This is a genomic window from Humibacillus xanthopallidus, from assembly GCF_006716675.1.
In the GTDB taxonomy this organism is placed as follows: Bacteria; Actinomycetota; Actinomycetes; order Actinomycetales; family Dermatophilaceae; genus Humibacillus; species Humibacillus xanthopallidus_B.
This window is the reverse complement of sequence record NZ_VFPM01000005.1, coordinates 104,227-127,537: the sequence shown is the minus strand read 5'-3', so window position 1 is coordinate 127,537 and position 23,311 is coordinate 104,227. Positions and strand designations below refer to the sequence as shown.

The 23,311-nt window shown below is 71.8% G+C and carries 17 protein-coding genes; 3 read left to right on the top strand and 14 right to left on the bottom strand.

The annotated features are described in order from the left end of the window. Positions 1 to 31: 31 nt before the first annotated feature. The gene (locus FBY41_RS22235; protein ID WP_141847315.1) at positions 32 to 1,426 is read right to left on the bottom strand and encodes a glycosyltransferase 87 family protein; all 1,395 of its coding nucleotides are present in this window, start codon (positions 1,424 to 1,426) and stop codon (positions 32 to 34) included. Beyond that, positions 1,423 to 3,675 carry a transglycosylase domain-containing protein gene (locus FBY41_RS22230; RefSeq protein WP_141847313.1) on the bottom strand — a complete coding sequence of 751 codons (2,253 nt, stop codon included), beginning with the start codon at positions 3,673 to 3,675 and terminating at the stop codon, positions 1,423 to 1,425. Before FBY41_RS22230 ends, FBY41_RS22235 begins: the two co-directional genes overlap by 4 nt. Positions 3,676 to 3,955: 280 nt before the next feature. On the opposite strand from FBY41_RS22230, the gene FBY41_RS22225 reads away from it, so the two are divergent. Beyond that, positions 3,956 to 4,609 (top strand): PadR family transcriptional regulator, encoded by a 654-nt coding sequence (locus FBY41_RS22225; protein ID WP_260439976.1) that lies wholly within the window; start codon positions 3,956 to 3,958, stop codon positions 4,607 to 4,609. 3 nt (positions 4,610 to 4,612) lie between these two features. After that, positions 4,613 to 5,704 carry an inositol-3-phosphate synthase gene (locus FBY41_RS22220; protein ID WP_141847311.1) on the top strand — a complete coding sequence of 364 codons (1,092 nt, stop codon included), beginning with the start codon at positions 4,613 to 4,615 and terminating at the stop codon, positions 5,702 to 5,704. Between the two features lie 74 nt (positions 5,705 to 5,778). On the opposite strand, the gene FBY41_RS22215 is transcribed toward FBY41_RS22220, so the two are convergent. Together FBY41_RS22215 and FBY41_RS22210 are read right to left on the bottom strand one after the other, a co-directional pair. Next, positions 5,779 to 6,663: a DUF4190 domain-containing protein gene (locus FBY41_RS22215; RefSeq protein WP_141847309.1), complete on the bottom strand. Its 885-nt coding sequence runs from the start codon at positions 6,661 to 6,663 to the stop codon at positions 5,779 to 5,781. Between the two features lie 94 nt (positions 6,664 to 6,757). After that, positions 6,758 to 7,429, bottom strand: coding sequence for a DedA family protein (locus FBY41_RS22210; protein WP_221629401.1), 672 nt, complete (start codon positions 7,427 to 7,429; stop codon positions 6,758 to 6,760). 232 nt (positions 7,430 to 7,661) lie between these two features. Between FBY41_RS22210 and FBY41_RS22205 the strand changes: the two genes are divergently transcribed. Then, positions 7,662 to 8,300 (top strand): peroxiredoxin, encoded by a 639-nt coding sequence (locus FBY41_RS22205; protein WP_141847306.1) that lies wholly within the window; start codon positions 7,662 to 7,664, stop codon positions 8,298 to 8,300. Positions 8,301 to 8,309: 9 nt separating this feature from the next. On the opposite strand, the gene FBY41_RS22200 is transcribed toward FBY41_RS22205, so the two are convergent. The 10 genes from FBY41_RS22200 to FBY41_RS22155 all read right to left on the bottom strand — a co-directional run bounded on the left by FBY41_RS22200 (position 8,310) and on the right by FBY41_RS22155 (position 23,293). Continuing rightward, positions 8,310 to 8,966, bottom strand: a complete 657-nt coding sequence (locus FBY41_RS22200) for a class I SAM-dependent methyltransferase (protein WP_260439975.1) — start codon at positions 8,964 to 8,966, stop codon at positions 8,310 to 8,312. Between the two features lie 35 nt (positions 8,967 to 9,001). Next, positions 9,002 to 10,069 (bottom strand): threonine aldolase family protein, encoded by a 1,068-nt coding sequence (locus tag FBY41_RS22195; protein WP_141847304.1) that lies wholly within the window; start codon positions 10,067 to 10,069, stop codon positions 9,002 to 9,004. Between the two features lie 137 nt (positions 10,070 to 10,206). Then, positions 10,207 to 10,932, bottom strand: a complete 726-nt coding sequence (locus FBY41_RS24095; RefSeq protein WP_141847296.1) for an SDR family NAD(P)-dependent oxidoreductase — start codon at positions 10,930 to 10,932, stop codon at positions 10,207 to 10,209. A 14-nt stretch (positions 10,933 to 10,946) separates the two neighbouring features. After that, a complete protein-coding gene (locus FBY41_RS22185) occupies positions 10,947 to 12,308 on the bottom strand; it encodes a DUF6421 family protein (protein ID WP_375869901.1) in 1,362 nt (453 codons plus the stop codon). A 547-nt stretch (positions 12,309 to 12,855) separates the two neighbouring features. Beyond that, positions 12,856 to 13,131 carry a WXG100 family type VII secretion target gene (locus FBY41_RS22180; protein WP_141847294.1) on the bottom strand — a complete coding sequence of 92 codons (276 nt, stop codon included), beginning with the start codon at positions 13,129 to 13,131 and terminating at the stop codon, positions 12,856 to 12,858. Between the two features lie 46 nt (positions 13,132 to 13,177). After that, positions 13,178 to 13,453, bottom strand: a complete 276-nt coding sequence (locus FBY41_RS22175; protein ID WP_141847292.1) for a WXG100 family type VII secretion target — start codon at positions 13,451 to 13,453, stop codon at positions 13,178 to 13,180. A 153-nt stretch (positions 13,454 to 13,606) separates the two neighbouring features. Continuing rightward, positions 13,607 to 18,040 (bottom strand): FtsK/SpoIIIE domain-containing protein, encoded by a 4,434-nt coding sequence (locus FBY41_RS22170; RefSeq protein ID WP_141847290.1) that lies wholly within the window; start codon positions 18,038 to 18,040, stop codon positions 13,607 to 13,609. Continuing rightward, positions 18,037 to 20,712, bottom strand: a complete 2,676-nt coding sequence (locus FBY41_RS22165; RefSeq protein ID WP_141847288.1) for a transglutaminase domain-containing protein — start codon at positions 20,710 to 20,712, stop codon at positions 18,037 to 18,039. The genes FBY41_RS22170 and FBY41_RS22165 overlap by 4 nt, the downstream gene beginning before the upstream one ends. Continuing rightward, positions 20,709 to 22,229 (bottom strand): DUF58 domain-containing protein, encoded by a 1,521-nt coding sequence (locus FBY41_RS22160; protein ID WP_185749215.1) that lies wholly within the window; start codon positions 22,227 to 22,229, stop codon positions 20,709 to 20,711. Before FBY41_RS22160 ends, FBY41_RS22165 begins: the two co-directional genes overlap by 4 nt. 47 nt (positions 22,230 to 22,276) lie before the next feature. Then, positions 22,277 to 23,293: an AAA family ATPase gene (locus FBY41_RS22155; protein ID WP_141847286.1), complete on the bottom strand. Its 1,017-nt coding sequence runs from the start codon at positions 23,291 to 23,293 to the stop codon at positions 22,277 to 22,279. Positions 23,294 to 23,311: the final 18 nt, after the last annotated feature.

Below are 23,311 nucleotides of genomic sequence, written 5' to 3'. Positions count from 1 at the left end.
GCCCGTCGCCGGGCGGGCGACGCCCGCCACCTCAGCTGAAGCGGACGAGGACGCGGTCCTCGGCGCCGGCGAGCGGCCCCGCGAGGTCGTCGGCCTCACGCACGCTCGGGGTGGCCGCAGCGTCGTCAGCCTCGTCGCCCTCGTCCGTCCGCTCGGGTGCCGGCGGGCTCCAGCGCTCCCGCGCCCGCAGCCAGACGACGGCGGCGAGCCACAGCACGGCGACGACGCGGAGCATGGAGAAGAAGGAGTACCAGGCGGGTGGCAGACCGCGGTCGGGCACCGTCGTGGCCGCGATCGTCAGCCACACCGCGACGAAGTTGAGCGCCTCGGCCCCGGCCCAGATGAGGTGGTCGCGCCACTGCACCGCGCACCACGCGATGAGCGGCACGAGCCAGAGCGAGCTCTGCACGGTGAAGGACTTGCCGGTGACGAGCACGATGGCGACCATGACGAGCGAGACCTCCGCGACCGTCGGGCGCCGCGCCGACGACAGCGCGAGCACCGCCCCGGCGAGGAGGGCGACGAGCCAGCCGACCACGGCGAGCGCCGTGACGACCCCGTTGGGTAGGGCGTGCCCGGCGAGCTGTGGCAGCAGCCACGGCGAGCCGTAGCCCGCGCCGGCCGAGGCCCACCCGGTGTAGGCGCTGGCCGCGGCTTCGGGGTTGAGCAGCCAGATCGCCGCCAGGACGACGCCGAGGGTGAGGACGGCATACGCGGCGGTGCGGGCGAACTCACGCAGCCGGCCGGTGCGCAGGCACAGCAGGCCGATCGCGAGCAGGAGCAGGACGGGGTAGGAGCGCGCGGAGATCGCGAGCCCCAGCAGCACGCCGGCGAGCGTGGGTCTGCGCCTCGACCACGCCCAGAGGCCGGCGGTCGCGAGCGCCACGCCGAGCAGGTCGGCCGAGATGAAGGCCGTCAGCGCCACGACGGGCGAGAGGGCGACGTGCGCCGCGAGCACCGGCGGGCGGGCGCTCGAGGCGACGAGCCACACGATGACGAGCAGCAGGAGCGTCAGCAGCACCGACCACAGCGCGAAGAACCACGCCGCACGCGAGTTGAGGGAGCCGTCGGGCACGAGGCTCGCGACGGCGGTGAGCGCGAGTCCCGTGAGCGGGGGCTGCCCCGTCGCCGGGGCGTCCGGCCCACCCTGCAGGTATGCCGCGAGGCCGGCCTTAACGTTCGCGTCACGGTAGGCGGTGGGCAGGTCGGCGTAGCAGGCGTTCCAGAACTGGTCGACGCCGGAGAAGCCGGTGCGCAGGCACGGGATGCGCAGGAGGATGCCGAAGCCGGCGGTGACGGCAGTGAGGGCCGACAGCAGAGCGGCGGTGAGCACCCAGGGGAGCTCGCGCGACACGGCATACCGGCCGCGGGGGCCTCCGATGACCTCGGAGGCCGCCCGCGCGACCGGGTCAGCCGCCGGCGTCACGGTCCCTTGCCGGGCTTCGTCGTCGTGGGCAGCGGGAGGGCGACGGTCGCCGTCGCAGTGGACGTGTCGGTGGGGGTCGGCTTGCCCGTACCGTTCGTCTTCGTCGGCGCCTGCGTCGTCGTGGAAGGCGGCGCCTGGGTCGTCGTGGACGGCGGCACGGTGACCGTGGCGGTCGGCGTCTGCGTCTGCGTCGGGGTCTGCGTGACCGTGGCGGTCGGCGTCGGGATCTTGTCGTCACCCACACCGGCACGCTTCGGGAAGTCCTGGACCTCGACGTCGGCGAGCGCGACCTTCATGAAGTCGTAGAAGACGTCGGCGGGGATGGTGCCACCCGTGAGGTTGGTGTCCTCGTTGTCGGTGAGCGTCTGCGGGTTGCCCTTGTCGTCCGGCTTGTACATGCCGATCGAGACGGCGAGCTGGGGCACGAAGCCGGAGAACCAGATCGACTTGGCCTCCGAGGAGGTGCCGGTCTTGCCGGCGATCGGGCGACCGAGCTGCTGGAGCTTCGTGGCCGTGCCACCGGTCTTGACCGTGTAGGTCATCGCGTCGGTGACGTCGGCGGTCACGTCCTTGTCGAAGGCCCGCTGGGTCTGCGGCTTGGCCTCGTAGGTGAAGTCGCCCTCGGTCGAGGTCACCTTCGAGACGAAGTAGGGCTTGCTGCGCACCCCCTGCGACGCGATCGTCGAGTAGGCCGAGGCCATGTCGATGACGTGCGGCGAGGCGGTGCCGAGGACGTTGGTGAGGGTGTCGTCCATGCCCGGCGTCTTGGCGGGGATGCCGGCGTCGACGGCGGCCTGACGCGTCTTGGCCGGCGTCACCTCCTTGTTGAGGTTGACGAAGGCCGTGTTGATGGAGCGCCCGATCATCCGGCGCATGTCGACCATGCCGTAGGAGCGGCCACCGAAGTTCGTGATCTTCGTGCCGTCGATCTCCTGGGGCTGGTCGCCGTCGAACTTCGTCTTCGTCGAGATGCCCTCGCGGACCGCGGCGAGCACGGCGAAGGGCTTGAAGTTCGAGGCGCCCTGCATGATCGCCGTCGTCGCCGAGTTGAACTGGTTCTTGGAGTAGTCGGCTCCGCCGTACATCGCGACGACGGCGCCGTCACCCGGGCGGATGGCGACGAGGCCGCCCTGCACCTTCTTGGGGAGGTTGTTCTTCATCGCGGCGATCGCAGCGTTCTGCGCCTTCTTGTCGATCGTCGTGACGATGCGCAGGCCGCCCTTGTCGATGTCCTGCTCGGTGAGGCCCGTCGAGAGCAGCTCCTTCTTCACCTGGGCGGTGATGAAGCCGTTGGGCCCGGCGGAGAACCTGTTGCCCTTGTAGTCGAGGATCTTGGGCAGCTCGGTGTACTTCGCGCGGTCGGCGGCCGAGAGCCAGCCCTCCTCGACCATGCCGTCGAGGACGTAGGCGTAGCGCTTCTCGAGGTTGGCCCGGGCCTTGTCGCCGTTGGCGGGGTCGTAGAGCGACGGGGCGTTGATGACCGACGCGAGCACGGCGCCCTCGGCGACGGTCAGCTTGCTGACGTCCTTGCCGAAGTAGGCCTTCGAAGCGCTCTGGATGCCGTAGGCGCCGCGGCCGTAGTAGATCGTGTTGAGGTACTTCTCGAGGATCTCGGACTTGCTCAGCTGTCCGTCGATCTTGACGGCGATGAGGATCTCGCGGGCCTTGCGCGTCAGGGTGCGGTCCTGCGTGAGGAAGTAGTTCTTGACGTACTGCTGGGTGATCGTCGAGCCGCCGACCTGGGTCTCGCCGGTGACGCTCGTCTTCACGGCGCGCAGGATGCCGCCGACCGAGATGCCGTTGTTCTGGTAGAACGTGCGATCCTCGGCGGCGATGTGGGCGTCCTGGACGAACTTCGGAACCTTGGAGAGCGCCACCGACTCGCGGTTGCCGTCCTGGACGGCGATGCGGTCGAGCTCGGTCTTGCCGTCGGCGTAGTAGACGATCGAGACCTGCTTGTCGGCGAGCTCGTTCGGCTGCGGGATCGACGTCTTGGTGTAGGCGACGACGACGGCCACGATCCCGATGACGAAGAGGGCGAGGCCGGCGATCGCGCCCCACTTGAGGGTGCCGAGCACCCACTTCTTCCATCCGGTGCGCCCGCCGCTGCCGTTGCCTCCGCCGCGCCCGCTGCCGTCGGCGAAGCCGGTGCCGCCACGTCCGTCAGGTCCCCCGGTCCCGCCGCCCGACGTGCGGCCCTTGGACCCCGCCAGCTGGGCGGCACGGATCTCGTGCCTGCTCTGACTCACTGCACCCACTCCAATACGACGACACTCACCGACACTCACCGACGTTCAACGACGTTCAACGACGCGGCCCGGGAGTCCCCGAGCCGCCACTCAGTATGACCTGACGCGCGTGCCACCGGCCAAATGAGACGCGCCTGCTCACAGGCGCTGCACAGAGTCGTGACGACATCGGCACACTCCCGGTGATCCAGCGTGCGGACCGGCCCGAACGTTCCCGATGGAGCGACAAACTTGATCTGGCGATGTATCGCAGCGATATATCTGCGTGTATGGTGAAGAGGTGCCGAAGCCCGACCGTCCCCAGAGCCGCCGTGCAGCGCTGCTCGAGTTCGCGGTGCTCGGCCTGCTCCACGACGGCCCCCTCCACGGCTACGAGCTGCGCAAGCGGCTCACGACCGCGCTCGGCATCTTCCGGGCCCTGTCCTACGGCTCGCTCTACCCGGCGCTCAAGCGGCTCGTCGACGCCGGCTGGATCCACGAGACCCAGGAGCCGACCCTCTCGGGCAAGCGGCCGCGCATCACCTACGAGCTGACGGCCGACGGCAAGGAGCACTTCCAGGACCTCGTCGCCGCCAGCGGGCCCGACGCCTGGGACGACGACGACTTCGACGTGCGCTTCGCCTTCTTCTCCCGCACCGAGGCGCAGGTCCGCCTGCGCATCCTCGAGGGGCGTCGCTCGCGGCTCGAGGAGCGCCTCGCCAACATCCGCGACGCCTCGGCGCGCAACCGCGAGCGCATGGACGGCTACACCCTCGCCCTCCAGCAGCACGGCGAGGACGCGGCCGAGCGCGAGGTGCGCTGGCTCGAGGAGCTCATCGTCGCCGAACGGCGCGCGGCCCTCGACCCCGGCCCCTCGGCATACGACGACACCACCAGCGCACCCAACGGCACGACCACCAACACCAACGGCACCACCACCACCAACAAGGAGTGATCCATGGGATCCGTACGCGTCGCCATCGTCGGCGTCGGCAACTGCGCGAGCTCGCTCGTGCAGGGCGTCGAGTACTATAAGGACGCCGACCCGACCACCGGTGTCCCCGGCCTCATGCACGTCAAGTTCGGCGAGTACCACGTCTCTGACGTCGAGTTCGTCGCCGCGTTCGACGTCGACGACAAGAAGGTCGGCAAGGACCTCTCCGAGGCCATCAACGCCTCCGAGAACAACACCATCAAGATCGCCGACGTGCCGACGACGGGTGTCGAGGTCCAGCGTGGCCACACGCTCGACGGCCTCGGCAAGTACTACCGCCTGACGATCGACGAGTCGTCTGCCGAGCCGGTCGACGTCGTGCAGGTCCTCAAGGACCGCAAGGTCGACGTCCTCGTCTCCTACCTCCCGGTGGGCTCGGAGCAGGCCGACAAGTTCTACGCGCAGTGCGCCATCGACGCGGGCGTCGCCTTCGTCAACGCCCTGCCGGTCTTCATCGCCTCCGACCCCGAGTGGGCCGCGAAGTTCGAGGCCGCCGGCGTGCCGATCATCGGCGACGACATCAAGAGCCAGGTCGGCGCGACCATCACGCACCGCGTCATGGCCAAGCTCTTCGAGGACCGCGGCGTCGTGCTCGACCGGACGTACCAGCTCAACGTCGGCGGCAACATGGACTTCAAGAACATGCTCGAGCGCGAGCGTCTCGAGTCCAAGAAGGTCTCCAAGACCCAGGCCGTCACGAGCAACCTCACCGGCCCGCTCTCGGGTCTCGTCGACAGCAAGAACGTCCACATCGGCCCGTCCGACTACGTCGCGTGGCTCGACGACCGCAAGTGGGCCTACGTGCGCCTCGAGGGTCGCGCCTTCGGTGACGTGCCGCTGAACCTCGAGTACAAGCTCGAGGTCTGGGACTCCCCCAACTCGGCCGGCATCATCATCGACGCCATCCGTGCGGCGAAGATCGCCAAGGACCGCGGCATCGGCGGCGCCCTGCTGTCCGCCTCGTCCTACCTCATGAAGTCCCCGCCGGAGCAGCGCCCCGACGACCTCGGCCGCGCCAAGCTCGAGGCCTTCATCGCCGGCACCGAGGAGCGCTGACCTTTCGGTCACCGCACCACGTATGCCGTGAGGCCCCCTTCCAGACGGAAGGGGGCCTCACGCGTGCGTGGCCCCTACTTGAGGGCGGAGCCGGTCGTCGTGCCGCTCGGCGCCTCGACGAGACAGAGCACGGACCGGTCCCCGCGCCACGTGTCGGCGTCGGGGTAGACGTAGGACGGGTCGAGCTCGTCGTAGGCGCGGTCGGTGATGAGTGGGTCGGCCTTGTCCGTGCAGCCCTGCTCGGCCTCCGACGTCACCGCGTCCTCGCCGGGGTAGGGACCGTCCGGCAGCTGGATGATGGCCACGACCTGGCTCTCGTGCGGTGACGTGCACGGGATCGCCGTGACGAGGTCGATCTGGTCCTTCTTGCCGCCGGAGAAGCAGTCACCGGCCTTGAGCTTGTCGATGAAGACCTGCGACTGTCCGCTGACCTGCCCCGACGAGCTGCGCTCGGGCTCGGCCGTGACTCCCGTGGCGATGGCGATGACGATGAGGGCCGTCCAGGCGAGCGTGGTGAGGGCCCCGAGCACGATCCCCGTGATGGCCATGCCGCGACCGCGCTGGAAGCCGGCGCGCAGCTGGTGCAGGGCGATGACGCCGAGGACGATCGCGATCACACCGACGACGGGGATGAAGCCTGCGATGCCGCAGCACAGGGCCGCGATCGCGACTCCGTTGCGGCGTGGGGGTCCGGCCGGCGCGAACGGCAGGCCGCTCGGGCCGGGCTGACCGTACTGGCCGGGCTGACCGAACTGGTCGAGCTGACCCGGCTGACTGGGCTGTCCCGACTGCCCCGGCTGACCCGGCTGACCCGGGAAGTCGGGGTGGGCCGGGTGAGGGGGCGCGGCGGCATAAGGCGGCGGCATGAGCGGCGCCGGCACCGTGTCGGCTTCGGCAGCAGCGGTCGGCTGGGGCGGGGGTTGCGGGGCCCCGCTCGGCGGGGGGAGGTCGACGGTCACGCCGGGGAGCATGGCACGAGCGCGGGCGCGCCGGGTCCAAAGCGGACGTCGTGCCTGCAATCGTGACGTAACCGCGAGGATCGAGGGGCGTGGCTCAGGCGATTGGCGACCTCTCGGAGGCGGGCTCCCGGCGGGCGTCATGCACATCCTCCGCGTCGGCGCGGTGGCGCCGGACCTGCCAGACGACGAGGGCGACCACGGCGATGACGGCGACCGCGATCCCGGCGCCGCGACCCAGCCACGTCTCGACGCGTGCGCAGGACCGGCCGGCGAGGTAGCCCGCCGTCACGACGACACTGCCCCACGCGATGCCGCCCGCGGCGTTCCACGCGAGGAAGGTCGGGTAGTGCATCCTCGACATGCCCGCGAGGGCCGGCATGACCGCGCGCAGGAACGCGGTCCAGCGACCGAGGAAGACGGCCGACCCGCCGCGACGGCCGAGGAAGTCCTGGGCCTGGGCGATGCGGGCGCGGTGCCGGGCGAACGCGCGCAGCTGCACGACCCGTCCACCGAGGTGGCGCCCCACCTCGAAGCCGACGCTGTCGCCGACGATCGCCGCGACGACCACGACGACGAGCACGACGGGGAAGGGCACGTGACCGAGCGAGGCGGTCACCCCGCCGAGCAGGGCGACCGTCTCGCCGGGCACGACGAAGCCCACGAAGACGGCGTCCTCGAGGAAGACGATGCCCCCGACGACGAGGAGCACGAGCCACATCGGCGCGTTCAGCACCTCACGGGTCACGGTGTCGATCAGGCCACTCACCAAGGACTCCTCTGGTCGGCGCTGGTCGCGCACGGGTCCTTCGAGTCTCTGTCGGCTGTCTGGGCGTCCGCTGGGAGCGCGCGCCGACACGGCCGCTGCGTGGGCGTGACGTCATCGAGACGACCCCGGGTCCATCACAACATTTGGACACCCATAACGCCGTGCATGGTTGTGCGGCCACACTGAGCACCAGCCGGGGCGTGACGTGCGCCCGACCGCGAGAGGACGAGCCATGGCAACACCGCGACTGGGCGAGATCGCCCCCGACTTCGAGGCCGCCACGACCGAGGGCCCGATCAGCTTCCACGACTGGAAGGACGGCAGCTGGGCCGTGCTCTTCAGCCACCCCGCCGACTTCACCCCGGTCTGCACGACCGAGCTCGGACGCGTGGCCGCGCTCGAGGACGAGTGGGCCGCGCGCGGCGTCAAGGTGCTCGCCGTCTCGGTCGACCCGCTCGAGGACCACGAGAAGTGGAAGGGCGACATCGAGCAGGTCGGCGGCTCGACCGTCGGCTACCCGATCATCGCCGACGACTCGCGCCAGGTGTCCGAGGCCTACGACATGATCCACCCCGGCGAGGGAGACACCTCGGGTGTGCGGTCGGTCTTCATCATCGACCCGGCCAACAAGGTGCGCCTGTCGCTGACCTACCCCAAGAGCGTGGGTCGCAACTTCGACGAGATCCTGCGCGCCGTCGACGCCCTCCAGCTGACCGACAGCGGCCCCTTCTCGACGCCCGCCGACTGGCGCACCGGCCAGAAGGTCATCGTCGCCCCGACCGTGTCGACGGCCGACGCCCGCGAGCGCTTCGGCGACGACGCCGTCGACGAGGTCACGCCCTACCTCCGCTTCACCGACGCCCCCGCCTGAGGCAGGGGCTCAGGCGCGGCGGGCGAGCAGGACCGCCTGGTCGTCGCGCTCGCCGGCCTCGGCGCGTCGCACGAGCCGCGCCACCTCGTGGACGTCGAGCGCAGCCAGGCGCCCCGTGACGTCGTCGGGCGTGTGGAGGTGGCGCTCGAGGCGCACGTCGTGACCGAGCCGGCGGTATGCGGGGGCGACGTCTCGCACGCCCGTGCCCGACTGGAAGCCGACGAGCAGGTGTCCTCCGGGGCGGAGCACCCGGACGGCCTCGGCGAGCACGCGGTCGAGGCCCGAGGGCGGCGTGTGGATGATCGAGTACCACAGCAGGACGCCCGCGAACTCCCCTTCGCCCCAAGGCAGCTCGTCGAGCGAGCCGACCCTGACATCGATCTCGGGATGGTCGCGGCGCGCCATGGCCACCATTCCCGGGGACAGGTCCATGCCGCATACCGCCACGCCGCGGGCGGCGAGGTAGCCACTCATCCGACCTGCCCCGCACCCGGCGTCGAGCACCGGGGCGGCGGTCGGGTCGGTGCGGTCGCGGAGCACCGCGGCGACGAAGCCGTCGACCATCGCGAGGTCGAGCGCCGTCTCGGCACGCGTGTCGGGCAGGCGCTCGGCGTAGTCCGCGGCGACCGTGTCGTAGGCGCGGCGCACGGCGGCGTAGTCGGTCACCCCGGTGGCCGTGAGGTCACGCGAGCGCCGCTCGCTCAGGACGCGGCCTCGAGGAGGCGACGCAGCTCGGCGACGAAGGCGTCGACGTCGGCCTCGGTCGTGTCCCACGAGCACATCCAGCGCACCTCGCCCGTCGCCGGGTTCCAGTCGTAGAAGCGGAAGCTCTCGCGCAGGGCGTCAGCCACCCCACGGTCGAGCACGGCGAAGACGGCGTTGGCCTGAACGGCCTGGGTGATGCGCACCCCGTCGAGGCCGCCGACCCCCGCCGCGAGACGGGCGGCCATCGCGTTCGCGTGGCCGGCCGACCGCAGCCAGAGGTCCGTGCCGTAGAGCGCGAGCAGCTGTGCGGAGGTGAAGCGCATCTTGGAGGCCAGCTGCATCGACAGCTTGCGCAGGTGCACGAGGCCGAGCGACGGGTCGGCGGCGAGCTCGGGGTCGACGACCACGACGGCCTCGGCGGCGAGCGCGCCGTTCTTCGTGCCGCCGAGGCTCAGCACGTCGACGCCGGCCGCACCGGTGAAGGCGGACAGGTCGGTGCCGAGGGTCGCCGCGGCGTTGGAGATGCGGGCTCCGTCGAGGTGGACGCGCATGCCGAGCGAGTGGGCGTGGTCGCTGATCGCGCGCACCTCCTCGGGGGTGTAGCAGGTGCCGAGCTCGGTCGTCTGGGTGATCGACACGACGAGCGGCTGGGCGCGGTGCTCGTCACCGAAGCCCCAGGCCTGCCGGTCGACGAGCTCGGGGGTGAGCTTGCCGTCAGGAGTCGGCACGGTCAGCAGCTTGATGCTGCCCATGCGCTCGGGGGCGCCCCCCTCGTCGGTGTTGATGTGGGCGGTCTCGGCGCAGACGACGGCGCCCCAGCGCGGCAGCAGGGCCTGGAGCGCGACGACGTTGGCGCCGGTGCCGTTGAAGACCGGCCACGTCACCGCGCCCTGCCCGACGTGACCGGCGATGACCTCCTGGAGGCGCGCCGTGTAGGCGTCGGCACCGTAGGCGACCTCGTGGCCGCCGTTGGCCTCCGCGAGGGCGGCGATCACCTCGGGGTGCAGCCCGGCGTAGTTGTCGGACGCGAAGCCGCGCCACTGCGGGTCGTGGAGCGTGCTCACGATGTCCTCACTCAGTCGGTGGATCGGTCGGTGGATCTGGCGGTGGATCGGTCGGTCGTGCCGGCCGACGGACTGCTCTTTCGATCGGCCTTTGAGGGGGTCGTCAGGGCGACGAACTGCTCTGTCGATCGGGTGGGTCAGAGGTCGACGCGCGAGCCGTTGAGACCCGCTGCATCGGTGTCGAGCAACCCGACGAGCCAGTCTGCCACCTCGGCCGGCGAGGTCGCCGTGCGGCCCGAGCCGATCCACTTCACGACGCCGATGACGGCAGCCGACCCGGGGGTCGCCCCGTCGGCGCCGAACGAGTCCGCCATCGCGCGGAGCCATGTCTCAGCGGCCGCCTTGGCGCTCGCGTAGGCGGCGTTGCCCGCCGTCGGCGTCGCCGCGGCGGCGGCACTGATGATGGCGACCCGGCCGTGTCCGCTGGCGAGCAGCGCGTCGTGCAGGGCGATCGTCGTGTGGCGCAGGGTGTCGACGAGGTTGCCCGACAGCCAGCGCCAGTCGTCGTCGGTCGATGCCGTGAAGCTCGAGCCGCCCCGCCAGCCGCCGACGAGGTGGAAGAGCCCGTCGACGCCGCCGTATGCCGTCACGACCTCCTCGGCGAGTGCGTGCACCGCGTCGCCGTCGAGCAGGTCGCAGACCCGCGTCTCGAGCCGGGCGGCGAGGTCGGCTCGGTCCGCTTGGTCCGCTCCGTCCGCGGTGAGCGACTCGGCGAGCGCGCGCAGCGACTCCGGGTCGCGGCCCACCGCGACGACCCGCTCGCCGTGGGCGAGCAGGGCCGCGCAGGTCGCACGCCCGGTCGCACCGGTCGCACCGGTGACGACGACGAGGCGACCGGAGCGCCCGGTGCGGTCGGTCGGCATCAGAGGAGCGGACGTCACGCAGAGGCTCCCGTGATGCCGGCCGTCGACTCGATGACGCCCTTCATCTTCTTCGACAGCGCTTCGTAGAACATCGAGAGCGGGAACTCGTCGGGCAGGACGGCGTCGGTCAGACCCTTGGGCGGGCCGTCGAGCGGCAGGGCGGAGAGGTCACCGGCCTGGTAGCGGGCCCACGCCGAGAGCGGGTGCGGCGTCAGCACCGACGAGATGAGCGCGTAGGCCGCGAGCCAGTGCGCCACCTTGGGCCGGTCGATCGAGCGCCAGTAGAGCTCCTCGACGGCGCGACTGAGCTCGAGCACCGGCTCGGCCACGTCGGCCCAGTCGATCGTGAGGCGGTTGTCGGTCCAGTGCAGCACGCCGCGCTGGTGCAGCCACGCGAAGAGCAGCTGGCCACCGAGCCCGTCGTAGTTGCGGGTGCGGCCACCCGTGATCGCGAAGCGGAAGATGCGGTCGAAGAGGACGGCATACTGCACCGACCGGGCGTAAGGGTGCCCGTCGGCCTCGAGCGCGACCGCCTCACGGAAGGCCGTGAGGTCGCAGCGCAGCTCCTCGAGCGAGTAGAGGAAGTAGGGCATGCGCTGCTTGATCATGAACGGGTCGAAGGGCAGGTCGCCGTGCATGTGGGTGCGGTCGTGGATGAGGTCCCACATGACGAAGGTGCGCTCGGCGAGCTCCTGGTCGGCGATGAGGCGCGCGGCGTCCGGCGGCAGCGACAGGCGCGTGACGGCGGCGGCCTCGGTGACGACGCGGCGGAAGCGGGCTGCCTCGCGGTCGGCGAAGATGCCGCCCCACGTGAAGGCCGGCACCTCGCGCATGGCGACCGTCTCGGGGAAGAGCACCGCGGAGTTCGTGTCGTAGCCCGCGGTGAAGTCGAGGAAGCGGATCGGCAGGAAGAGCTTGTTGGAGTAGTCGCCCGCCTCGAGGTCGGCGATGAAGTCGGGCCAGATCACCTCGAGGAGGACGGCCTCGACCTGGCGGTTCGGGTTGCCGTTCTGGGTGTACATCGGGAAGACGACGAGGTGCGGCAGACCGTCGACGCGGTGCTGCGCCGGGGCGAAGGCGACGATCGAGTCGTAGAAGTCCGGCACCTCGAAGCCGCCGTCGGCCCAGCGGCCGAAGTCCTTGACGAGCGCCTCGAGGTAGTCGGCGTCGTGCGAGAGCGACGGCGCGAGCGCCTCGATGCCCGTGATGACGCGGCCGACAAGGGCTGCGGCGCGGGCGTGGTCGCCCGGCTCGGGCACGGAGCCGTCGGCGATCTGGAGGTCGCGCAGGTCGGTGACCGCAGCCTTGAGGTCGGCCCACGCCGCGGTCTGCACGAGCGGGTGCACCGTGACGGCCTCGCGGCGGGTGGGGCGCACGGCGACGTGGCAGACGGCGTTGTGCACGAGCTCGGCGTAGGCGCGGGCGGAGGCGGGGTCCGCGGCTGCCGGGGCGACGGGCAGGGTGACGGAGCGGCCGGTGCCGCGTCCGCTGACGACGACGCCCTGGGCAGGGGTCAGCAGCCGGCGGTCGACGCGGGCGTAGAGGTCCTCCGGGGCCTCCGCCTCGCCGGACCCGACCGCGACGACGTGCCCGTCGCGCGACGCGGGAGCAGTCGCCGCGGCGGCCTCGACCACGACGTCGGCGAGCTCGGGTGCGTCGCTGACGACGCAGCCGCGGTGCGCGAGCGCCTCGCCCAGGCCGGGAGTGGTGGTGCGGACCGAGACGGTCGGGAAGATGCCCATCGCGTCGTCCTCCTGTCAGGAATTTCGGGCGTGCGGATGCACTCCTACAGAAGAATCTACGGCCTAGGTGGCACTTGACGCCAATTCGTTGCGCAAACGCGGCCCAACGACGCAGAAAGGGTGGCCGTCCCGCTCGGGACGACCACCCTCTCACTGCTCCCGCGTCAGGCGGGGCTGATCCTCACGTGGCCGAGGCCGCCTTCTGCGACTCGGCGTTCGTCTTGCACGCGCGGCCCATCGCGTCGAGCTTGTCGCCGGCGGCCGAGACGACCTGGCGCTGGCCGTGCCAGTCGCTCTGGAAGCGCTCGGCGTCGGTGCCGCCCCAGTTGCTCTTGATCTGCGAGACGGCGCTGTTGACAGCCTCGACGATGCCGTCGAGCTCGCCCTTGTAGCCGACGAGCTTGTCACCGGAGGCCGACACCGCGTCGGCGTTCATGCCCTTCTTGTACACAGCCATGGTGGTTCCCTTCAGAAGTCTGCGGTCGTGACGGAGGTGCGGACGATCAGTACTGCGAGGAGGTCTCTCGCTGCTGCGAGACCTCGTGGTCGATCGTCGTCTTCATCTCGGTCAGCAGCTTCTGGGCCTTCTGGAGCTCCGGACGGTGGGTGCCGGTCCACTCCTGCTCGAACTGCTTGGAGTCGTCGCCCTGCCAGTTCTGCTTGAGCGACTCGACCTCCTGGTCGACCTTCGTGATGAGCTTCTGGATCGCCTCGGCCTGCTGCTGCAGCACGTTCCCCTGGGCGTTGACCTCATCGTCGTTCATACCGAGCCAAGCCATGGCTCCTCCTTCTCGTGCGTCGTCGTGCGTCACCCGACTGGTGCGCGATGGTCTCGGACCAGCCGCGGTGGCCGTCCCCTGTGCAACATTGATGACCGTATGTGACCCCCGTGGGGGTGTCGATGGGGAGCACTCCCCATGAGGTCCCCACGGTCAGGGGAGGGCGACCTGGAGCAGCTCGAAGCGGCCCTTCTCGACGACGAACCCTCGGCCCGGGGACAGCTCGGCCCGGTTGAGGGCGGGCAGGTTCGCCTTGAAGACGGACAGCCCCTCGTTGCCGTCGGGGTGCAGGGCCAGGCCCGAGCGCGAGGTCTTGAGCAGCGACTGGAGGCCGTAGCTCGTCGTGAAGAAGCCCGACTCCCCCTCGGCGACGACGAGCTGGTCGTTGTCGACGCAGGCCTTGACGAGGCTCGTCAGGGCGTTCTCGGCGCCGGCCGGGGCGAGGTCGTCGACGCGCTCGACGAAGACCGCGACCGGCCGCGTGATCCGCCCCGCCTCGACGTCGGCGGCGAGCGCGCCGGCGAGGGCGGTGGCGGCCTCGGCCCCGACCGCGGTCTCGGCCCACACCCCGAGCTCGAGCAGCTCGGACTGCCGCCGCGGGGTCATGAGATAGAGAGCCGAGGACGAGCTGAAGCGGTAGAGCCCGGCCGCCGTCGCCGCGAGGGCCGTCGTGCGCCCCGAGCCGGACGGCCCGGTGATGATGAAGGTGCCCTTGGGGTCGAAGCCGTGCGGCTCGAGCGTCGCTGAGGCAACGCCGATGACCGGGCGGCCACCGGACTCCGGCGGCAGGTCGCCGAGGGCAATGAGCTCGGCGAGGCTCTCGATCGGCGGCGCGTCGGTCACCCCCGCCTTGCGGGTCGACTCCGCGAAGGCTGCGACCGCAGCGGCCTGCACCGTGACGTCGGTCGAGCCACCGAGCACCGCCACCTGCACCTCCTGCCCTGCCATGAGGCCGCGCCCGGGTGGCGAGGCCATCGTCAGGACGTCGCCCGGCACCCCGAAGACGGAGTAGTCGTCGGAGCTGCTCATGCGCAGGATGAGCCGGCCCTGCACTGCGGCAGCGAGATTCGTCGGGAGGCCGCTGCGCTGGTCGGAGGCGATGATGAAGTGCACCCCGACCGGACGCCCGTCGGCTGCGAGACCCGCGAGCAGGTCGAGCCACTGGAAACGGCCACCGACCTCGTAGGCCTGGCGGAAGGCGGTCATGCCGTCGATGAGCACGATGACCCGAGGCTCCTCCGGTCGGCCGGCGATGCGCCGGTAGTCCGTGATCGTCGATGCACTGGCCGCCGAGTAGCGCGAGGCCCGCTCGTCGATCGTCGCGCGCAGCATGCGGAGGAGTCGCGTCACCCGCTCGTGGTCACCGCCCGGCACGATCGACCCGACGTGCGGCAGCGCCTCGAGCATCGCCAGGCCACGGTTGCCGAAGTCGAGACCGTAGACCTGGCACGGGCCGCCGCGCACCGTGTAGCCCGCCGCCACCGCGATGGTCCGCAGGAAGACCGACTTGCCGGAGCCCGACGTGCCGTAGACCGCCATGTTGCCCTCCTTGTCGGGGCGGAAGGCGATCTCGGGCTGGGCCTGGCGGTCGGGGTCGTCGGCGACGCCGAAGACGAGCTCGTCGTCCCGGCGCTGGGTCGGCAGCGTGGCGAGGTCGTAGACCGGACGCATGTCGGGCAGCCAGGGTTTGCGCGGCTTCGGCAGCTGGGCCACCTTCGCGGCTCGGCCGAGCGTGGCGACGAGCCGCTGGATGTCGGTCGGGCCGAGATCGGCTGCGTCGTCGGCCCCGTCGGCTCCCTCCCCCCGCTGCGGCTCCCACTGGACGCCCGCCCCGAAGGTCAGCGTCTCGACGACCATGTCGGGAGGGGGCGGCACGTCGGAGGTCCACCCACCGGCATACGCCGTCTGGAAGGGGACGAGCCGGCCGGGGCCCGTCTTGCTCACGGCGCGACCCGGCAGTGCGGGGTCGAAGAACGCGGCCTCCTTGGAGCCGAGCACGTCGTCGGAGTCGTTCTCGTCGGCCATCCGCAGGGCCATGCGCAGGTTGGTGTTGGCGCGGAGGTTGTCCTTGATGACACCCGCCGGGCGCTGCGTCGCGAGGATGAGGTGCAGGCCGAGCGAGCGACCGCGCTGGGCGACGTTGACGACGCCGTCGACGAACTCGGGCACCTCCTGCACGAGGGCGGCGAACTCGTCGACGACGATGATGAGCGAGGGGGGCGCGTCGACCTCGCCGCGCCGCTCGAGCTCGACGAGGTCCTTCGCCTTGTGCCGGGCGAGCAGGTGCTCGCGGTGGTGCAGCTCGGCCGCGAGCGAGGCGAGCGCCCGTCGCACGAGGTGCGGCGACAGGTCGGTGACGAGGCCGACGGTGTGCGGCAGCTTGACGCAGTCGCGGAACGCCGAGCCGCCCTTGTAGTCGACGAGCAGGAAGGTGACCCGCTGCGGCGAGTGCGCCGCGGCCATGCCGAGGATCCAGGCCTGGAGCAGCTCGGACTTGCCGGCACCGGTCGTGCCTCCGACGAGGGCGTGCGGCCCGTCGCTGCGAATGTCGACGGAGAAGGTGCCCTGGCTCGACTGGCCGACGACCGCCCGGAGGTTGCCGGGCGTGCGGGGCAGCACGGCCGGAGCATACGGACCCGTGAGCACCGAGCGCGACTCGACCCACTTCTCGACGACCGCCTCCTCCGAGCCCGCGAGGTCGGTGCCGGTGAGGGTGAGCAGCGACACGGCACGCGGCAGGTCGCTCGCGTCGTCGACGGGAACGCCGGCGTCGACGACGGGCGCGAGCTGGCGGGCGGCGGCCATGGCCTCCTGGTCCGTGACGTGGTCGACGGCGACCGGCTGCACCTGCTCGCCCACCCGGACGTAGCCGGCGAGCGAGCTGAGGTCGTCGCCGACGACGAGGAAGGTGTGGCAGGCCGCCGGGAGGAGGGTCTGGGTCTCGGCGACCCACACGACGACGACACCGTGCCGGTGGCCGCGCTCGGCGATGGCGACGAGACGGCTGCGGTCGATCGGGGCGTCGCTCTCGACGAGGACGAGCACCGTGGGACGCTCGGCGCCGCCGGGCTCCGCCGGTCCCGCGCTCGTCGAACCCGAGCCCAACGCGTCCGCCGCACCCGAGACGAGGTCCTCGAGCGCGTCGGCGAGCGCCGAGCACGCGGGGGCACTGGCGGCGAGGTGGGCGACCTCGACGGGACTGTGCGGCGAGGTCGTGTGCGGCAGCCACTTGAGGAAGTCCCAGTCGGCGGCCGAGGCCCCCGAGGCGAAGGAGCAGACGACGAGCTCGGCGGGTGAGTGCAGGGCGACGGCCTGCGTGACGAGCGACCGAGCGGCGCCGAGCGCCCCCGGCCTCGGCCCGCACACGCCGACCGCACCGTCACCGAGCGGGCGCGCCACGACGGGCACCTCGGGCACGATCTCGAGCCCGTGCAGCTGCTCCGCCACCTCGATCCACGCTTCGGCCTTGGAGCGCCCGACCGCCGGCATGCGGATCGAGGAGCGCGACGTCAGCGTGCCGATGCCGAGCCGCAGCTCACCGAATCCCGGCACGTCGCGGCGCCGCGTCCACAGCAGGGCGCTGCGGTCGCGAACTGCCGTCAGGCACTGCTCGCCGCTCGGGTGCTCGCTCCGGCGCACGTGGCCCTCGCGGTCGAGGGCGGAGCGGATGCGCCCCGAGAGGATCGCGAGGTCCTCGCGGAAGTCCTCCATGGCCTGGGCGAAGTCCTTGCGCTGCTGGCGGCGTGCCTCCCAGTACGTGCCCGCCATCATGACCGGCATCATGAGCATGAAGATGATCGAGAAGGGGCTCTTCGTGATCGCGAAGAGCACGGCCCCCATGAGCAGGGGCACGACCATGGCGACGATCGGCAGCGGGGTCGCCCTGCCGCGCTCGGGCAGGTCGGGCACCTGGAACTCCTCGCCCGCATAGAGCGGCGCCACCCGCGGCGACCGCGAGAACGCCACGACACCCGCGTCGCCCGAGAGCACGCCGCTGCCGGGACGCGTGAGCACGCCGTCACCCTGCAGGTGCACCTCGAGCTCGGTGTCGCCGAGGCGCACGACGTCGCCGCTGCCCAGGTGGGCCCGGGTGACCTGCTGGCCGCCCGCGGTGATGCCGTTGGCCGACCCGAGGTCGACGACCTCGACGACCTCGGAGATGACGAGCTTCGCGTGCCGCCGGGAGACCGACTCGTCGCGCAGGTGCACCTCGCAGCCGCGACCACGGCCCACGTATGCCGTGCCGCGGGCGAGCGGGATCTGCTGGCCCGCGTCGGGGCCCGATCGGATCACCGCGACCGCGGCCGGGCGGCCGCGGTCGGCGAAGCCCTCCCCGGCGCGGGTGACCATGACGCGCATGCCGGACTGGAGGCCGCTCTCGGCGACCGTGGCGCGCGGGTCGAGCCCCCGCATCTCCTGGTCGACGAGCGCCAGCGTCATCGACGCGTCGACGCCGAGGGCACTCGAGCGGTGGGGGTCGGAGGCCGCGAGGTGGGCGGCGAGGTCGCCGACGGTCGTGGCCGAGTCGGTCGTCGCGACGAGGTCGGTCTCACGCTCCCCCGACCTCAGGACGAACTTCAGCTTCACGCGTCACCCTTCTGCCCACGGCGGCTGCGCCGCGCCGGTGCTGTCGTTCGAGAGGCCCGACCGCGCGAGCCCCGGCCGCGCGAGCCCTGGCTGCGCGAGCCCTGGCTGCGCGAGGTGCGCCGCAGCGCCGGACCGAGGCCACCGCCGTCGGGCAGGTGGTCGCGGAACGTGCGCAGCGACACGTCGCCGCGCAGCCGCTGCCAGAAGCCCTGCTCCGCGCGGATCCGCTGCCGGGCGGTCTCGACGTCGGCCCAGAAGGCCTCGACGTCGTCGGGGGTCGGCTCGTCGAGGTCGAAGACGTGGGCGTTTGCCGAGGCCGCGAGCGAGACGAGCTCCAGCCGTCGAGTGCTCACTTTCCCCTCTTCGATGGACGGTGAGGCAGCCCCCGAATCGCGGGGAAAGTGAGCACTCGACGGCGCGGGGGCGCCCATGAGGGCGCCGTCGACGACCGGGCTCGGCTTCTCGGGCGGCGGCCCGAGGACGTGCTCCTCGAGCGCGCGGGCCTGCTCGAGCCGGGTTCCCTTGATCGGCAACGGCATCCGCAGGTCGCGAGCAGTGTCGACGAGCTCACGCCAGCCACCCGTGACCTGGCTGGCCGTCGCGCCACGGGTGCGGCGACGCCGGCGGCGCACCCCCTTGGCGAGGCGGATCGAGGCGTAGACGAGAAGCAGCACGAGCAGCGGCAGCACGACGAGGAAGAGCAGGTAGCGCAGCCAGTCGGGCCACGTGCTCGGGTCGAGCGGGTTCTGGTCGTCCTTGGGAGGGTTCTTCAGCTGGGTGGCGTTCTGCGCCTGGTCGGGGCCCTGGAGCACGCTCGGCGGGTTGTTCGCCGCGGGCGGCGGCACCTGGGCGCCGGTCTTCTTCTCCTCCGACTTCGTCAGCAGCTGCTGCGGCTTCTTGTTGCGGTCGGGCAGGAAGGCCGTCTGGAGCACCGGCTGCCACACCCCGTCGGTCGTGCGCACCTCGACCCACGCGTGCACGTCCTTGCCCTTGACGGTGCCGTCCTTCTCGGGCATCGCACCCACGACGACCCGCGTCGGGATGCCGAGGCGGTTGGCGGCGAGCGCGAGCGCCGACGCGTACTGCTCGTCGTTGCCGGCGAGCTGCGTCGACTTCATGAAGCGTTGGAGCCGGGCGAGCCCGTGGCCGGGCAGGAAGGAGTTCTGGTAGTCGCCGGGCGATCCGCCGTCGGTGTAGGCGCCGTCCTGCATGGCGCGAGCCATCGCGACGAACTTCTCCCACTGGCCGTCGACCCGGTCGGTCCAGGCGGCCACCTTGTCGTCGAGGAAGCCGAGCGCCGCCACGTCGACGTCGACCTGGCCCTCCTCGACGTCGAGCTCCGTGGGCAGCTGGGCGGGCGCGACCGACACCCGGGCCGTCACGGTGTAGGCGTCACCGCCCGCGAGCCGGGTCGGCAGCACCCCGGTGTCGGTGTCGACGTTGAAGCGCAGCTCGTCGGCGAGGACATCGCCCCGCGACCCGGCGAAATCGAGGCCGGTGACCGTGCCGAAGGTCGGCAGCCAGACGTCGCGGTAGCCGCCGGCGGGCACGGTGACCGTCGCCGTCACCTCCTGCCCCGCCCCCTCGGAGGCGATGTGGCTGCCCACCTTGCGGAAGCTCGACCCGGCAGCGGCGTCGGCGCCCTCGCCGCGGCTCGCCTGGTTGCCGGCGCCCCAGACGAGGTTGTCGTAGGAGTCGAGGGCCGCGAAGCGCACCGGCACGCCCGCGGGGAGACCCTGGACGACGAGCAGCGTCCGGTCCCACAGCCTGGCCGGGTTGGGCTCGGTGTACTGCCGGAAGCCCGCGAGCGGGCTGGCGAACTGGGTGACGTCGACGGGCGGTGTCAGCGCGGTGCGGAAGACCGTGCGCTGCGTGTCGTCGGCGCCGGGCAGGTGCGGGCCGATGAAGAAACCGCCGACGGTGGCCGCCGCCAGCAGGGCGGCCGTCGTCACGGCACGCGTCGTGCGGCCCGCGCCGTTCTGCAGCGCCGGCCGGTTGCGGTTGCTGCGCAGGGCAGCCCAGCCGATGGCGGCGAGGGCGAAGACGGCGCCCTGCAGCAGCACCGCCGCCGGGGTGAGGGTGCCGAGCACGATGGAGGCGACGAGGAGGGCGACGGGGGCCACGAGCGCGACGACCGGTCCGCTCCACCGGCGCGCGACGGCATACGTCAGCGCGGAGCCGACGAGCCCGAAGAGGAAGGCGAGCGCCATGTACGGGCCTTCCGAGTCCACGGGCGTCAGCGCCGTCAGCAGCTCCTTCCAGCCGGGCACCGCCATGTGCACGAGCGTCGCGAAGGTCGCCCCGGAGGGGAGGAAGCCCGCGACGAGGTCCTCCCGGACCGCGATCGGCCCCCCGAGGAGCAGGTATGCCGCAGCGACCGCCGCGAGGGTGACGACCCCGGGTGCCCGGTAGGTCGCGGTCACGTGGCTGACGAGGAGGCCGACGAGCAGGCCCGCGAGGCCCACCCACAGCCAGCCGAGGCCGAAGAAGGTCGTGCGGAAGCCGATGAGCGCGAGGGTGACGAGCAGGACGGTGAAGCCGGCGTCGACGAGCTGCGGGCGGGTGGGTCGCAGCCGCGCGAGCTGGCGGGTCGCCTTGTGGCGGAACGTCGGTGGGCGCTGCAGCACCGAGGGCGGGGGCGCGGGGATCGAGGAGCCGGCGGGTGTCGTCATCGAGCCACCCCTGCGACGAGGAGGGTGCGCAGCTGCTCGAGGCGGCCGACGGTGAGGATCGTGAGCCCGCCGCCGCGACGGATGCCGTGCTCGGCGCGCGGGTCGACGACGATGACGACCTTGCTCACCTCGGGGGCGAACTGCCCGGCCGCGCGCTGGAGGTCGAGGAGCGGACGGTGGGGACCGGTGACGAGGAAGACGGTGCTCGTGTCGGGGGCGAGGTCGACGGCGTCGAGCGAGGTCGTCAGCAGGTCGACAGGGCCGGGGACGACGCGAGCCATCGCGTCGAGGCCGAGCTGCGGGCCGGCCTTGCTCACCCGCTGGTCGCGGCAGACGAGGGTGGCGTCCTGCTCGTCGAGCATGACGCGCACCATGATCGAGCTGCCGATCGAGATGGCGGTCTCGACGTCGACCTCGAGTGCGCTGGGGGCGTTGGCCGACAGGAGATCGCGTGTGCCCCCGCGGCTCGAGCCGTCCGTGCCGCCCGCGGTTGCGGTGGCGCGGTCGGTCGCGTCGGCGCGACCGGTGCGGCCGTGGCCCGAGCGGTACTGCTCCGGGTCGGGGTCGACGACGATCGTCACGTGCGACCGGCGGGTGTCGAGGAACTGGCGCACGAGGAGCTTTCCGGCCTTGGCCGAGCTGCGCCAGTGGATGTAGCGCCGGTCGTCGCCGGGCTGGTACTCGCGCAGCGCGTGGAAGGCGAGGTCGCTCATCGAGACGTCCTCGGTCGTGCTGCCCTCGAGGTCGCGCAGCAGGCCGGCTCCGAGCGACTCGAGCGCCACCGTGCGCGGGTGCACGAAGAGCTCGGTGCGCTGGGTCCACGTGAGGGTGCGGCGCATGAGGCCGAGGGGGTCGCCCTGCACCGTCGTGGCGGGGCCGACCTGGATGACGCCGCGACGCGACGTCGGCACGACGAAGAGCTCCTCGTGCGCGTCGCCCGGGGTGAGCGGCGGCAGGACGAACCGCGCGGCCGAGAGGCCCACGGGCAGCTCGACGAGGAGCGGCAGCATCGGCGTGCGCGCCTCGTTGGTGACGACGATGCGACCCGTCGCAGGCTCGCCGACGACGACCCGGCGGGGGTCGACCTCGGCGAGGATGCGCACCCGCGTGCGACCGACGGCGAGGGCGAAGCAGATGGCGACGAGCACGAGGGCGGCAGCGGCCACCATGAGCAGCTCGGTCCAGCCCCAGTGCGCTCCGACGACCCAGCACACGACGCCGAGACCGACGATGGTCCACCCGAGCGGCGACACCCACCGCAGCACCCCGGCGACGGGGCGCCACACGCCCTCGGACACCTGCGTCACGTGGCCGACGGACCGGGTGAGCGGGGCCGTGACCTGCCGGATGCCGCGGCTCGTCGCCCCTGCGAGGTCGGCGACGACGGCCCGCGGGCCCGTCGCGGCCGAGGCACGCGTCGCCCCCGAGGTCGCGCGCGCCCCGGGGTTCGAGTGGGACGCCGAGGTCGCCGAGGGCCGTGGCGTCGGCGCGGGGTTCTGCTCCTGCTGCAGCGTCATTCGCTGTCCTTCACACGTGCGTGGTGCTGTCGGTGCGCGAGTCCGCCTCAGGCGGAGGCGCGCTCGGCCGGCGGGGCGATGTCGCCGAGGATCTGGTCGATGGCCTGCCCGACCGTCGTGCCGGCGAACTGGGCCTCCGCGTTGAGCAGCAGGCGGTGCGAGAGCACCGGTTCGGCGAGCAGCTTGATGTCGTCGGGCACGACGTAGGTGCGGCCCTGGCTCGCGGCCCACGTCTTCGCGCAGCGCACGTAGGCGAGGCAGCCGCGCACCGACAGGCCGAGCTTGAGCGACGGGTGGCGGCGCGACTCCTCGGCGATGCGGCTGACGTAGCCGAGGATCGCCGGGTCGACGTGCACCTCGTCGGCGAGCTTGCTCATCTCGACGATGACGTTGCTCGCGATGAGCGGGCTGAGGGTCTTGGCGCGGTCGCGCGTCTTGGCGTCGGCGAGCACGGCGATGGTCGCCTCGTGGTCGGGGTAGCCGACGCTCGCCTTCATGAGGAAGCGGTCGAGCTGCGCCTCGGGCAGGCGGTAGGTGCCGGCCTGCTCGATGGGGTTCTGCGTCGCGATGACCATGAAGGGCTCGCCGACGGAGTGCGGCTTGCCGTCGATCGTGACGCGGCCCTCTTCCATGACCTCGAGCAGCGCCGACTGGGTCTTGGGCGAGGCGCGGTTGATCTCGTCGGCGAGCACGATGGTCGCGAAGATCGGCCCGGGGTGGAACTCGAAGCTCTGCTTGGTCGGCTCGTAGATCGTGACGCCGGTGACGTCGCTCGGCAGCAGGTCGGGCGTGAACTGGATGCGGCTGTGCGTGCCCTGCACCGTCGCCGACAGGGCTCGCGCGAGCTGGGTCTTGCCGGTGCCGGGGAAGTCCTCGAGGAGCATGTGACCCTCGGAGAGCAGGCAGGTGAGGGCGAGCCGGGTGACGTGCTGCTTGCCGAGCACCGCCTTCTCGATGTTGGCGACGAGCTGGTCGAAGGTGTGCGCGAACCACGTCACCTGCTCCTGGGTGATCTGGCTGGTGATCGGGCTCGTGATCGGGCTCGTCGCGGGGGTTGCCGTCATGGGTGTCGTTCTCCTGTC